Source organism: Pseudoroseicyclus sp. H15 (assembly GCF_054353345.1).
On sequence record NZ_JBTHJE010000005.1, the window covers coordinates 265861 to 278426 of the forward strand.

A 12566-nucleotide genomic window follows, 5' to 3' on the forward strand; every position below is an offset into this window, starting at 1 on the left:
TGAGCTGAGCCGAGACGTGTCGCAAGACTCTGGCCGCGCGGAAGACGTGCCGGGGCCGCGAACGATCATCTGGCTCATGCTGCTGCTGCTTTGCTTCGGCGTGGCTGTCGGGATGGGCTGGCTCGTCCTGCGCGAGATCGAGGATCTCGGCACCGCCAATTCCGACAATGACCAATGGAGCCTCGCGCAGACCGAGGTGGAGTTTCTGCAATTCCAACTCGCCGTCGAGCGCGCCGATGAGGAGGGCGCGAGCCTCGATGCCGTGCGCCAGCGGTTCGACGTGTTCTACAGCCGCGTCGGCACCTTCGAAACGGCCTCAACCTACAGCGACATCCGCGCGTCTGCCGAGTTCGTCGCAGCGAACGACGAGATTGCGGCCTTCCTCGACGAAGCGGTGCCTCTCATCGACAGCTCCGACGAGGTGCTCTTAGCGGCGCTGCCCGCCCTGTCGGACGAGGCGCAGGAGCTGCTTCCGCTGGTGCGCGCCCTGTCGCTCGCCGGGCTGACCACCTTCGCCGAAACCTCCGACGAGCGGCGAGAGAAGGTGCGGCGCACCCTCGCCCAGATGGTGGGGGTGCTGGCGCTTCTGCTCGGCGGGTTCGCACTTCTCACCAATTCGTTCCGGCGGCTCTACCGCGTCTCGCGCCAGCAGGCCCAGGCGATGGAGCGGGTGGGCGACAGGATGCGTGCCATTGTCGAAACGGCGGCCGATGCGATCCTCGTCTGCGATCGTGAGGGGGCCATCCTCGATACCAACAGCGCCGCCGTCGAACTGTTCGGCTATAGCCGCACAGATGCCATCGGCCGCCTGGCGCTGGAGACGATCTACCCGCCCGACGTGGTGCCTGGCCTGCGGGAGGAGACGCTGGATTACTTCGAAACCGGCGGCGGCGCCGGCAAGACGATCCTGCATTTCGAGACGGAAGCCATCTCCCGCGTTGGGCGCCGCTTTCCCGTCGAGGTCGCCATCGCGCGCACGGCGGACGAGACAGACCCGATCTACGTGGCCTTCATCCGTGATATCGCGCGCCGCAAGCAGGCCGAAGAAGGGCTGATGGTCGCCCGCGACAAGGCGCTGGCGGGCGAGCGGGCCAAGGCGGAATTCCTTGCCGTGATGAGCCACGAAATGCGCACGCCGCTCAATGGCCTGATGGGCACCATGCAGCTGATGCGCGATCACAGCCTCAGCCAGCGGCAGAGCGAGCTATTGGACCGGATGCACAGCTCGGCCCGGCTGCTCCTCGGCCTCGTCAACGATGTGCTCGACCTCGCCAAGTTCGAGGCCGGCAAGCTGCGCGCCGAACGCCGGCCCTTCTCTGTCCCCGCCCTGCTCGACGGGGTGGTCGAGACGACGGCGACGCTGGCCGCGAACAACGGCAACAGCCTGCGCTGGCGGCAGCTCTCGCCGGGGCTCGATATCGTGCATGGCGACTCGCGGCGGCTGCGGCAGGTGCTGCTCAACCTCGTCGGCAACGCGGTAAAGTTCACGCGCGCCGGCTCCATCGACATCGAGGTCGAGCGGCTGCCGGGTGAGGGGCACCTCGTGGAGTTCCGCGTGGCCGACACCGGCATCGGCATCGCCGATGAGCAGCTGGAACGGATCTTCCAGGATTTCGAGACGCTCGACAGCTCCTACTCGCGGCAGGCCGGCGGCACGGGGCTTGGCCTTGGCATCGCGCGGCGCCTCGTCGGCGTGATGGGCGGCGAGATCGGGGTGGAGAGCGAGCCGGGGGAGGGGAGCCTCTTCTGGGTGCGTCTCTCCCTGCCGCCCGCCGAGGCGGAAGAGGCGTCGCTGCCGGGGCAGGGGGGCAACGCCTCCCTTCCGGTGCGGCCACTCGACGTGCTTCTGGTAGAAGACAACGAGATGAACCGCTTCGTCGCCCGCGGCCTGCTGGAAGCGGAGGGCCACAAGGTGACGGAAGCCGTAGACGGGCGCGCTGGCGTGGCATGGGCAGAGACCCATCCTTTCGACGTGATCCTGATGGATATCTCGATGCCGGTGATGGACGGGCAGACAGCGGCGCGGAAGATCCGGGCCGGCACTGGCCTCTCCGCCACCACGCCCATCATCGCCCTCACCGCCCATGCCCTGCCGGAGGAGGTGGAGCGCTTCCGCGAGGCGGGAATGGAGCATTGCCTGTCGAAACCCATCGACCGCAAGGTGCTCTCCGGCCTGCTCCGCGGCATCGCGGCGGGCTATTCCGGTGGCTCCGTCACGATGGACGAGCCGGGCAGCGAGCTGATCGACCGTGCGCAGCTGGGCGAGCTGGCCCAGACGGTGAGCCCCGCCGATGCCCGGCGGCTGCTGGGCAGGTTCCTAACCGAGATGGACGCGGGCGTGGCCAGCTTGACTGCAGGCGACCTTTCGCCCGCCGAGCTGGTGGCTCTGGCGCATAAATGCGCCGGCTCCTGCGCCACGCTCGGCCTCACGGCGCTGCGCCAGCTGTTGGGCCGGGTGGAGACGGCGGCAAAGCGCGGCGAGGTCAGCGAAAGCGATCTCGCGCAGCTGCCCGCGCTCTGGGCGGAAAGCCGGCAGGCGCTGGAGGCCTGGCGGAGCGAGCAGGCTCTCACGGATTAGGGCTGACGCCATTTAGGGCGTCGAGCTTGTGACGCCGCCTCTCTAGCGGGCGATTGCATCGCCGGGCCGGGCCGGGGCAAGCCTTCCGCACTCAGCGCCAATCTCCGTCCAGCATCCGAAACCTATCCCTTCGGGTATGACGCTCTCCTGTCGCGCCATGTGCCTGTCCTGCCGGGCGCGCGACGGGCGGGACAGGGACCTTTAACCATCAAGTAGCAAAGGAGCTTCCCGCTCCCGCCAGATGGACGACCCGCCAATGACCTTCGCCGCCAAGATCCGCCTCCTCGACCGGCCTTTGCCGGGATCCGGCCTCTCCGGTGCGGCGGCGAAGGCCCCTTGGCTGGCCGTCATCGCCCCCGCCCCCCGCCCCGCCCTGAAAGAGGCTTTCTGACATGCCCCGCTTTTCCATCATCCTGCCCTGTTTCAACGCCGCCGAAACGCTGGAGGAGACGCTGCAAAGCATCATCCTGCAGACCTATACCGACTGGGAGCTGATCTGCATCGACGACTGGTCGACCGACACGACGCATGAGCTGCTTCAGCGCGCCGCGGCCGACCCGCGGGTGCGCGTGCTCATCAACAAGGGCAAGGGCCTGGGCTGGGCGCGCAACGGCGGTGCGGTGGCGGCGCGCGGCGAGATCTTCGCCTTCTGCGATGCCGATGACATATGGCCCCACGACAAGCTCGCCCGCATGGCCGAGGTGCTGGAAGATGAGCGCGTCGATGGCGCTTATGGCCGCGTCACCTTCTTCTCCGGCGAACGCACCTTTCGCACCACGACTGTGACGGAAGAGACGCTGACCGTGCCCGCGCTGCTTGCGGAAAACCCCGTCTGCACGATGTCGAACCTCGTGGTGCGGACGGCCGCCTTCGACCGCGCCGGCGGCTTCGATCCCACGATGTCGTATAACGAAGACTTGGAGTGGCTTGTCCGCGCCGTGGCCAAGGGCCTGTACATCAAGGGCGTCGACGAGACGCTCGTCTATTGCCGCACCACCGGCTCGGGCCTCTCCGCCGATATCGAGGCGATGGAAGCCGGGCGCCGGAAGGCACTGCGCACCGCGGCCTGCTTCGGTTACCATGCCGACGCGCGGTCGGAAGCGATCTACCTGCGCCATCGCGCCCGCAGCGCCCTGCGCGCGGGAGCCTCGGCCGGCGTCGTCATGCGCCTGACCTTTGCCGGTATAAGAAAAAGCCCGCGCGGCTTCTTCTCCGACCTGCGCCGCGGCGGTTTGACGGCCCTCGGCGCCTGCACATCGCCGTTCATGCCAGCGGCTATCCGCCGGGCCCTGTTCATGGGCTGAGGGAGGCGCGCTCTAGACGCCCCTTCAGCGCCGCGCCAGTTGGGGCACGGCCAGCCCGGCCAGCAGGGCAGAGACGGCGACGAAGACCAGGGGCCCCGCCTGCTCGTAGCCCCAGACGCCGGCGATACCGCCGAGTAGGAAGGCGGCGAGGGTAGCGCCGTGCAGCTTAAGGCGCGGGCCGACCCGCGCCTTGTCGCCGCGACCGGTGAGCATGGCGAGTTCGATGCCGATATCCGTCGCCACGCCCGAGACATGGGTGCTGCGCACCCGCGCGTCGGAGATATGGGTCGTCGCCGCGTTCTGCAGGCCCATCAGAAGGCTGAGGCCCAGCAACATCGTCCAGTCGGCGAACTCCGGCGGCAGGGATAGGTCGAGAAGGGCAAGGCCGAGAAGCAGCAGCGCCTCAAGCACGATGCTGAACGCATAGATCCCGTGGATCTGCCGCTGCCGGCCTGCCTCGATCAGCAGGGTCGAGACGAAGGCGCCAAGAACGAAGGCCACCAGCAGCGCCGCGAAGAGCAGCGCGCTGCGCCAGTTGCCCAAGGCGAGCATGTCAGAGATCGTCGAGACATTGCCCGTCATGTTGGCGGAGAAATAGCCGAGCGAGCGAAAGCCCGCCGCGTTGATGGCCCCGGCCGCCAGCGCCAGCCAGATGGCCAGCCGCAGGTCGATGGCCACCGTCCGCTCGCCGCCCACATGTATCAGCATCCCGCGCCTCCTGCTTGCCGGGGCAGGGTAGGGGCGCGGCCACCCGGGCGGCAAGGTGGCAGAGGGGCGCGGGTTTACTCCACGCCCCCACGTTCCGCCCTCAGGCGGCGGTCGTCGCTTTGGCCGTCTCACGCACCGTCGGCACCAGCTGGTCGCCCCAGGCGCCTTTGCCGCTGTGATGGCGTGAGACACGGATGAGCTCGACCGAGATGCCCTCGGCCACCGCGCGCTGCACCGCTTCGTTCAGGCGATGCACGCTGTCGGCGACGCGGTGGATGGCGCGGGTCTGGGCGTCGCTCTCAGGCCGGTCGATACGCTCGAAATCGGGGGAATTGATCATGGCTCTCTCCTTGAATTGGGGTGTGCCGCCGCCCGGCCAGGGCGGCGGGGCGCTCACTCGGCGGCGAACTGGTTCATGGTGTTGGCATGGCCGCCCGCCTTCAGCGCCCGCTCGCCGGAGACCATCTCCTTGAACGTGTCGCCAAGGTTCGAGCCGACCTCGTGCTGGTGCTTGACGGCAGAGATGCCGCGGCGGATCTCGGCGCGCTGCACCGTCTTCACATAGGCGAGCATCTTCTCCTCGCCGAAATAGCCCATCGACAGCTCGTCCACCGACTTGGCGGTGAGGTGGAAGGTGGGCAGCGTGATGAGGTTGTGGAACACGCCGGCCCGCGCCGAGATATCGGTCTGGAAGCGCTGCAGCCGCGCATCGGCCTCGCGCCCGAGGTCGCTGTCGTCATAGCCGGCCTTCATCAGCTCGTTGCCGTCGGGATATTGGCTGGCCTCGATGCGCCCCTCGGCGACCCATTCGGCGCGCACCTGTTTGCGCAGGTTCAGCGTCCAGTTGAAGCTGGGCGAGTTGTTGTAAGCGAGCTTGGCGTCGGGCACGACCCGCCGCACCTCGGCCACCATGCTGGCGATCTCGGCGACGTTGGGGGTGTCGGTCTCGATCCAGAGCAGGTCTGCGCCGCCTTGCGTGAGGCTCGCGATGCAATCCTCGATCACCCGCGCGCGGCCGGAGCCTTCCTTGAACGGGAAGAGGCCATTCGGCAGGCGGGCGGGCTTCACGAGCTGGCCGTCCAGCATCAGCGCCAGCTCACCTTCGGCGAGGGGCGCCATGTCCGTGACCGGTTCGGTCTTCAGCCACTTGATGTACTCGGCGGCCAGATCGCCGGGCTCCTGGCTGACCGGCACCTTCTGGGTAAGGCCGGCGCCGAGGCTGTCGGTGCGGGCGACGATCACGCCGTCATCGACGCCCATCTCCTCGAAAGCCAGGCGGCAGGCGCGCAGCTTTTCGATGAAATCCTCGCGCGGCACGGTGACCTTGCCGTCCTGATGGCCGCATTGCTTGGCGTCGGAGACTTGGTTCTCGATCTGCAGGCAGCAGGCGCCCGCCTTGATCAGCTCCTTGGCCAGCAGGTAGGTGGCGTGCTCATTGCCGAAGCCGGCGTCGATATCTGCGATGATCGGCACCACATGGGTCTCGAACCCGTCGATTTCGGCGATGATTTCCGCCCGCTCGTCCTCGCTGCCCGCCGCTTTCAACGCGGTGAACAGATCGTTGAGGGCCACCTCGTCGGCCTGGCGGAGCGAGACGTAGATCTCTTCGATCAGGTCGGCGACGGCGGTCTTCTCGTGCATCGACTGGTCAGGCAGGTGGCCGAAGCGGTTGCGCAGGCCGGCGACCATCCAGCCGGAGAGATACACGTAGGTGCCCCGCGCCGTGCCCCGCATCCGCTTGACCGACTTGATCATCTGCTGGGCGTGAAAGCCCGACCAGCAGCCGAGCGACTGGGTGAAGCGGCTGGAATCCTCGTCATAGGCGGCCATGTCCTGCCGCATCAGCGTGGCCATCTTGCGGGCGATCTGCAGATGGGTGGGCCAGGTGTTCTGCATCTTCAGCTGCACGATATCGTCGATCGTCACCCCGCCCGGCGTCTGCCCGGACGGGTAGCGCGCAAGGGCCTCGTCGCGCAGCTCGGCATAGGTTTTTCTCTCGGTCATCACTCTTGCTCCTCCAACACCGGCGCCCGGCAGGCATGCCGCCGCGCCCTCTTGCCGTTTGTGTAAGGCTAGTAATGTGGGGCCGGTCATGTGAAGCTGCCTTCCACGGCGAACGGGTCAGCAGGTCATGTTTGTCAGTGTGTGACGAAATGTATTGTCAGGGTTGTCATGGCGGCGCGGGGCGAGAAGCTGATCATCGGGGGCCGGCTGAGGCGGCTGCGGCGTACGCTGGGCCTGACGCAGGCGCAGATGGCGCAGGATCTGGGCGTTTCGCCCTCTTACATCACGCTGATCGAGGCCAATCAGCGCCCGGTCAGCGCCAAGCTGCTGGTGCGGCTGAGCCAGGTCTACGACTTCTCGCTTGGGGACATCGCGGGCAGCGGCGATCTGCAACTGCAGGGCGAGGTCGAGGCGGCGCTGAAAGACCCGGTGTTCGGCGAAGCGGTGCCCCGCGCCGAGATCGAGGAGATGGTCAACCTCTCGCCCGCCCTCGCCCGCGGCCTTCTGCGCCTGCACGAGCGCTACCAGGCGATGGTGATGGCCACGAGCGCGGCGGAAAGCCCGCTGTCGGACCGTGACAAGGTAGAGCTGCTGGAGCAGACGGCCCAGCCAGTGGAGGAGATGCGCGCTCATCTGCACGCAAGGCAGAACTACGTCGATGCCATCGACCGCGCGGCAGAGGCGCTGGCCGCCGAGCTGGAGCTGGGGCGCGACGAGCCGCAGATCGTGCTCAGTGAACGGCTGCACCAGCGGCACGGCTACCGCGTGCGCATCCTGCCGCAGGATGTGATGCCCGATCAGCTCGCCATGCGCGATCCGCACCGGCGGCATCTCAACCTCTCCGAGCGGCTGGATCAGCCGGGCCGGCGCTTCCAGATCGCGGTGCAGCTCGCCCGGCTGGAATACGAAGAGCTGATCGACACTGAGACGCGCGAGGCCGGCGTCTCCCCCGAAACCCTGCCGCTCGCCCGCACCAGCTTCGCCAATTACTTCGCCGCCGCCCTGCTGATGCCCTACGAGCGCTTCCTGAAGGCGGCAGAGCGCGAGCGCTACGATCTGGAGATGCTCTGCCAGCGCTTCGGCACCAGCTACGAGCAGACGGCGCATCGCCTGACCACGCTGCAGCGGCCCGACGCGCGGGGCGTGCCGTTCTTCTTCGTGCGGGTGGACGGGGCGGGAAACGTTTCGAAGCGGTTCAGCGCCGGGCGCTTCCACTTCAGCAAGTTCGGTGGCTCCTGCCCGCTCTGGAACGTGCATAGCTGTTTCGAGGTGCCGGGCCGGGTGCAGACGCAGGTGATCGCCATGCCCGACGGCACCACCTATTTCTCGATCGCCCGCACGGTCACGCGCCACGGCGGCACGCATGCCAACCCCGCCCCGCGCTTTGCCATCGGGCTGGGCTGCGACATCTCCTATGCGCCCCGGCTGATCTATGCCCGGAACCTCGATCTGGCGGCTGTGCGGCCCACCGAGATCGGGGTGAATTGCTACCTCTGCGAGCGGCCGAACTGCGCCTCGCGGGCCTATCCGCCCGTCAACCGGCCCTTCGAATTCTCCGAACGGACGCGTGGTGTCTCCAGCTTCAGCTTCTCCGTCATCGATACGGAATAGGGCGCTCGCCACCCGGCCCTTTCCGCAACGTGACGTTCTGCCATAGGTTGAAACTATAGCGGCATTTGGACTGTTGCATGGAAGGGCCCGCACAACGTAGCGTTCGAGTTCCAGCGGTGCGCCACAGCGACGCAGGTGGGGGGACGAACTGCAATGACAAACGTGGTGATTACCGGCGCGTCTGCCGGCGTCGGACGAGGAATCGTCCGCGCCTTCGCACGCCGTGGCGCCAATATTGGCCTGATCGCGCGGGGCGAGGAGAGGCTGAAGGCGGCGGCCAAAGAGGTCGAAGCCGGCGGCGGGCGAGTCCTGGTGATGCCGCTCGACGTGGCCGATCCCGCTGCTGTCGAGGCGGCGGCGGAGCGCTTTGAGAATGTCATCGGGCCGATAGATCTATGGATCAACGCCGCGATGGTCACCGCCATGGTGCCCGCGCATGACATGACGGCGGAGGATTACGCCCGCGTCATGAACGTCACCTTCCTCGGCACGCTGCATGGCACGCAAGCCGCTCTGGCGCGGATGCGACCGCGTGGGCGGGGGCAGGTGCTGCAGGTGGGCTCGGCGCTCAGCTACCGGGCGATTCCGTTGCAATCGGCCTATTGCGCGGCGAAGGCGGCGGTAGTGGGCTACACCGATTCCCTGCGCTGTGAATTGCTGCATGAGGCGATTTCGCTAGATCTGACGGTCGTGCACTTGCCGGCGGTAAATACCCCGCAATTCGACTGGTCGCTCAACCGGATGGGCCGCAAGTCGCAGCCTGTGCCGCCGATTTTCGACCCCGATCTTGTCGGCGAGCAAATCGCCAGGGCCAGTGACGTGCCGCGCCGCGAATATTGGCTGGGCTTTCCCGCCGTGAAGGCCATCGCCAGCCAGCGGATCGCCCCGTGGATCGGCGACAGGATGCTGGCGCGCGTGGGTTATGAAGATCAGACGACCGACGCGCCCGACGATCCGGGCCGGCCGAACAACCTTTACCGCTCGGTGCCGGGCGACTGGGCGGCGCATGGCCGCTTCGGTGACCGGCAGGAGAAAAGGGCGCCGCGGCTCTGGTCGCCGGCGGCGCGGGCTGGGGTGGCCGGTGGGCTGGCCGTCGCCGGGCTGGCGGCGGCCTTCGGGCTGGGCGCGGCGCTGCTCTAGGCGCGGGGCCTCAGCCAGAGGTATTCGTGCGGCCCGAGGACGATCTCACCAAGGTCCACCTCGGGCCCCGCCTCGTCATCTGCGCTCAGCTCGACCTTGCAGCGCCGCGTCTCGCAGGGCACCGCCACCTCCAGCGCGCTGTCGCTGAAGTTGAAGAGGGCGAAGAGCCGCCGCTCGCCGTGGCGGTAGTCGATCCCGAGCACCTGCTCCGGCAGGCCCTCGATCAGCTCCCAGCTGCCGCAGCCGATTTCGGGGCAGCAGCGCCGCGCCCGCACCATGCCCTGCACACGGCGCAGCAGCGAGCCGCGCTGACGCTCCTGGCTTTCGACATTGCGCTTGGGATAGCCGAAGGGGCCATCCTCGACCGGCGGCACGGGCAGCTCACCCGTGGCGGAGGAGAAACCGCCCTGCGGCTCGGACGACCATTGCATCGGGGTGCGCACGGCCCAGCGCTCTTCCAGATCAAGGTCCTCGCCCATGCCGATCTCGTCACCGTACCACATGACCGGCGTGCCCGGCAGGCCGAAGAGCAGCGCCTGCGCCAGCGCGTTGCGGCTGTCGTCGCCGCCCAGCATGGGTGCCAGGCGGCGGCGGACGCCCCGGTCGTAGATGGTCATGCCCTTTTCCGGCCCGAGCGCCGCGAAAGCCTCCTGCTGTTCATCCTTGCTGAGCTTGTCGAGCGAGAGCTCGTCGTGATTGCGCAGGAAGGTGGCCCATTGGCCGCTGGCGGGCATGAGGTCAGGCCGCGTCTTCAGGGCGCCCACCACCGGGCCGGCGGATTTGCGGATGAAGCCGAGCCAGAGGTACTGGTTGAGCGGGAAGTCGAAGATCATGTGCATCCGCTCGTCGGTGCCATATTGGCGGCCGCCGAAGTAATCGGGCACCTTCTTCCGTTCGACATTCGCCTCGGCGAGCATCAGCGCGCCCTCGCTGCGCCAGTCGAGAAAGTCGCGCATTTCGGAGAGGAGCAGCAGCGGGTCGCGATCCGGCTCGTCCTTCAGGCCCTTGTATTCGATGAGAAAGGGCACCGCGTCGATGCGGAAGCCGGCCACGCCGAGTGCCAGCCAGAAGCCCATTATCTTCAGGATCTCTTCGCGCACCGCCGGGTTGGCGATGTTGAGATCGGCCTGATGCTTGTAGAAGCGGTGCATGTACCAGGCCTGGGCCTGGCGGTTATATGTCCACACCGCCTCCTGCACGCCGGGAAAGATGATGCCCTCGGTGATGTCGTCGGGCTTCTCCTTCGACCAGACGTACCAGTCGCGATAGGGCGACGACTTGCTCTCGCAGGCCGATTTGAACCACGGATGATCGATCGAGGTATGGTTCACCACCAGGTCGATGATGACGCGCAGCCCGCGGTTGCGGGCGCCGTGCATGAATTCGACGAAATCGCCCAGATGCCCCAGCCGCGGATCGACGCCGTAGAAATCCGAGATGTCATAGCCGTTGTCGCGGTTGGGTGTGGGGTAGAACGGGTTGAGCCAGATCGTGTCGACGCCCAGCGCTTCGAGGTAATCGAGGGTTTCTATGGCCCCGGCGAAGTCGCCGATGCCGTCGCCATTGCCATCCATGAAGGTCTCGATGTCGAGGCAGTAGATGACGGCGTTCTTGTACCACATGTCGATCATGGCGATGCTCCGTTGACCTGCCCGGTTCAGGTAGCCCGGCGGCCAGCGGGGGAAAGCTTCCCTTTGCCGCGGCGCCGGGGCAGGAGAGGGCAGACGCAACTTCGAGGAAGACGACATGACGATCGAACGGCTGCACAAGGGCCCCCGCATGAGCCACGCGGTGGTGCATGGAGATACGGTCTATCTCTCCGGCCAGGTGGGCGAAGCCGGCGCCGACATCACGGCGCAGACCAAGCAGGCCCTCGCCAATGTCGAGCGGCTGCTGGGCGAGGCGGGCAGCGGCAAGGACAAGCTGCTGCAGGTCACCGTCTGGCTGGCCGACATCGCCGATTTCGCCGCCATGAACGCGGTGTGGGATGCCTGGATCGACCCGGAGAACCCGCCGGCGCGCGCCACGGGAGAATCCAAGCTGGCGACGCCGGACTACCTCGTCGAGTTCATCGTGACGGCGGCGCGCTGAGGCGGGCCGGGCGGCAGGCATGAGCGGCATCCGGGCATGATGGCCGCCGGGGGCGACCTCGGCGGCAGCAAGATCGACACGCAGATCTTCGATGCCGCCTGGGCGCGTGTCGATGTGGCGCGGAGGGAGACCCCGCGCGACTTCGACGGCCGCGTGGCGGCGGTGGCGCTGGGGATGGCTGTCACCGTACCGGCGGAGCTGATCGGGCAGGTCGGGCTCGCGCAGCTCCTCGGTCGCCCTGCCGCCGACGTCATCGATCCTGGCGAAAACTGGCGGCTGACCAGGCCACCTGGGCGAGATTGACGCACCCGGCAACCACTATCGTTTCAGCCGGTGACAGAGCCTTGGGCTTTGCACTAGCTTGCCGCAAACGGGAGCGGAACGTGTCTTACCTCATCGATCAACCGGAATGCGCCGTCGAGACGACCGAGGCGGAGCTCGATGATGCGTTGGCGCGGCTCGCCCCGCCCTGGGCTGCCGTCGCCGCCGTGCCCATCGAACACGCCGAGCCGCTGATGGACAACGAGAGCTCCTACGTCGTCCGGGCCGTCGCGTCGCGCCGCGCGGAGTTCGCCGCTGGCCGCACGGCGGCGCGCAAGGCGCTGGCTCGGCTCGGGCACGGGCCCGTTGCGATCCCCGTCGGCGCCCATCGCGCGCCTGTCTGGCCGGAGGGCGTCATCGGCTCGATCACCCATGCCGCGGGCTGGGCTGCCGCCATCGTCGGCCCCGCCGGGCGGGGCCGGTCACTGGGGCTCGATATCGAGGTGAACGGGCGGGTGACGGAAGACATCGCCTTCACCATTCGCGCCGCCGGCGAGCTGCCGAACCCGGAAGAGGGCAAACTGCTCAGCCCCAAGGGCATCGAGACCGAAACCCTGCGCTTCGGCGCCAAGGAGGCCGTGTTCAAGGCTTTCTGGCCGACCAACGGCAGCTTCCTCAACTTCTCCGACGCGCGGGTCGCCTTTGCCCCGCCCCGTGTCACGCTCGGGCCGGGCGCAGACCCGCTGCACGGCGAGCGGGTGCTGCCGTTCAGCTATGCGCTTTGCGGCGGGCTGGTGCTGACGGTCGTCGCGCTCGGCTAAGTTTCTGATCGGGCCTCCCTCTTTCCGCTCGTCATCATCTGAGCGGAG

At 67.6% G+C, this 12566-nt stretch carries 12 protein-coding genes; 8 read left to right on the forward strand and 4 right to left on the reverse strand.

Annotated features, from left to right (window positions below):
- Positions 1–16 precede the first annotated feature (16 nt).
- The 3 genes from ACXN5S_RS12010 to ACXN5S_RS12020 all read left to right on the forward strand — a co-directional run bounded on the left by ACXN5S_RS12010 (position 17) and on the right by ACXN5S_RS12020 (position 3882).
- Positions 17–2578 (forward strand): hybrid sensor histidine kinase/response regulator, encoded by a 2562-nt coding sequence (locus tag ACXN5S_RS12010; RefSeq protein WP_458605670.1) that lies wholly within the window; start codon positions 17–19, stop codon positions 2576–2578.
- A gap of 241 nt (positions 2579–2819) precedes the next feature.
- Entirely contained in the window at positions 2820–2969 is a 150-nt protein-coding gene (locus ACXN5S_RS12015) for a hypothetical protein (protein ID WP_458605671.1), read from the forward strand.
- A gap of 1 nt (position 2970) precedes the next feature.
- The gene (locus ACXN5S_RS12020) at positions 2971–3882 is read left to right on the forward strand and encodes a glycosyltransferase family 2 protein (RefSeq protein ID WP_458605672.1); all 912 of its coding nucleotides are present in this window, start codon (positions 2971–2973) and stop codon (positions 3880–3882) included.
- Positions 3883–3906: 24 nt separating this feature from the next.
- On the opposite strand, the gene ACXN5S_RS12025 is transcribed toward ACXN5S_RS12020, so the two are convergent.
- The 3 genes from ACXN5S_RS12025 to ACXN5S_RS12035 all read right to left on the reverse strand — a co-directional run bounded on the left by ACXN5S_RS12025 (position 3907) and on the right by ACXN5S_RS12035 (position 6594).
- Positions 3907–4590 (reverse strand): YoaK family protein, encoded by a 684-nt coding sequence (locus tag ACXN5S_RS12025; protein ID WP_458605673.1) that lies wholly within the window; start codon positions 4588–4590, stop codon positions 3907–3909.
- A 100-nt stretch (positions 4591–4690) separates the two neighbouring features.
- Positions 4691–4930, reverse strand: coding sequence for an SMc00767 family acetate metabolism repressor (locus ACXN5S_RS12030; protein WP_458605674.1), 240 nt, complete (start codon positions 4928–4930; stop codon positions 4691–4693).
- A gap of 53 nt (positions 4931–4983) precedes the next feature.
- Positions 4984–6594 (reverse strand): isocitrate lyase, encoded by a 1611-nt coding sequence (locus ACXN5S_RS12035; protein WP_458605675.1) that lies wholly within the window; start codon positions 6592–6594, stop codon positions 4984–4986.
- Positions 6595–6762: 168 nt separating this feature from the next.
- Here ACXN5S_RS12035 and ACXN5S_RS12040 point away from each other — a divergent pair, with 168 nt between their 5' ends.
- Both ACXN5S_RS12040 and ACXN5S_RS12045 read left to right on the forward strand, forming a co-directional pair.
- The gene (locus ACXN5S_RS12040) at positions 6763–8205 is read left to right on the forward strand and encodes a helix-turn-helix domain-containing protein (protein WP_458605676.1); all 1443 of its coding nucleotides are present in this window, start codon (positions 6763–6765) and stop codon (positions 8203–8205) included.
- A gap of 153 nt (positions 8206–8358) precedes the next feature.
- Positions 8359–9345: an SDR family oxidoreductase gene (locus ACXN5S_RS12045; protein ID WP_458605677.1), complete on the forward strand. Its 987-nt coding sequence runs from the start codon at positions 8359–8361 to the stop codon at positions 9343–9345.
- On the opposite strand, the gene ACXN5S_RS12050 is transcribed toward ACXN5S_RS12045, so the two are convergent.
- Positions 9342–10976, reverse strand: coding sequence for an alpha-amylase family protein (locus tag ACXN5S_RS12050; protein WP_458605678.1), 1635 nt, complete (start codon positions 10974–10976; stop codon positions 9342–9344). The genes ACXN5S_RS12045 and ACXN5S_RS12050 overlap by 4 nt on opposite strands.
- A gap of 115 nt (positions 10977–11091) precedes the next feature.
- Between ACXN5S_RS12050 and ACXN5S_RS12055 the strand changes: the two genes are divergently transcribed.
- The 3 genes from ACXN5S_RS12055 (at position 11092) to ACXN5S_RS12065 (ending at position 12518) form a co-directional block, all read left to right on the forward strand.
- Positions 11092–11436, forward strand: coding sequence for a RidA family protein (locus ACXN5S_RS12055; RefSeq protein ID WP_458605679.1), 345 nt, complete (start codon positions 11092–11094; stop codon positions 11434–11436).
- A 36-nt stretch (positions 11437–11472) separates the two neighbouring features.
- On the forward strand, positions 11473–11739 hold the full coding sequence (locus ACXN5S_RS12060; RefSeq protein WP_458605680.1) for a hypothetical protein: 267 nt from the start codon (positions 11473–11475) through the stop codon (positions 11737–11739).
- An 80-nt stretch (positions 11740–11819) separates the two neighbouring features.
- Complete coding sequence (locus tag ACXN5S_RS12065) at positions 11820–12518, forward strand: 4'-phosphopantetheinyl transferase family protein (RefSeq protein WP_458605681.1); 699 nt, start codon at positions 11820–11822, stop codon at positions 12516–12518.
- The last annotated feature ends 48 nt before the right edge of the window (positions 12519–12566 follow it).

Bases quoted from the DNA above. Each gene is read 5' to 3' on its own strand.
- ACXN5S_RS12025 (WP_458605673.1), bottom strand. From the start codon at position 4,590: ATGCTGATACATGTGGGCGGCGAGCGGACGGTGGCCATCGACCTGCGG.
- ACXN5S_RS12055 (WP_458605679.1), top strand. From the start codon at position 11,092: ATGACGATCGAACGGCTGCACAAGGGCCCCCGCATGAGCCACGCGGTG.
- ACXN5S_RS12035 (WP_458605675.1), bottom strand. From the start codon at position 6,594: ATGACCGAGAGAAAAACCTATGCCGAGCTGCGCGACGAGGCCCTTGCG.
- ACXN5S_RS12020 (WP_458605672.1), top strand. From the start codon at position 2,971: ATGCCCCGCTTTTCCATCATCCTGCCCTGTTTCAACGCCGCCGAAACG.
- ACXN5S_RS12030 (WP_458605674.1), bottom strand. From the start codon at position 4,930: ATGATCAATTCCCCCGATTTCGAGCGTATCGACCGGCCTGAGAGCGAC.
- ACXN5S_RS12040 (WP_458605676.1), top strand. From the start codon at position 6,763: ATGGCGGCGCGGGGCGAGAAGCTGATCATCGGGGGCCGGCTGAGGCGG.
- ACXN5S_RS12050 (WP_458605678.1), bottom strand. From the start codon at position 10,976: ATGATCGACATGTGGTACAAGAACGCCGTCATCTACTGCCTCGACATC.
- ACXN5S_RS12060 (WP_458605680.1), top strand. From the start codon at position 11,473: ATGATGGCCGCCGGGGGCGACCTCGGCGGCAGCAAGATCGACACGCAG.
- ACXN5S_RS12045 (WP_458605677.1), top strand. From the start codon at position 8,359: ATGACAAACGTGGTGATTACCGGCGCGTCTGCCGGCGTCGGACGAGGA.
- ACXN5S_RS12015 (WP_458605671.1), top strand. From the start codon at position 2,820: ATGGACGACCCGCCAATGACCTTCGCCGCCAAGATCCGCCTCCTCGAC.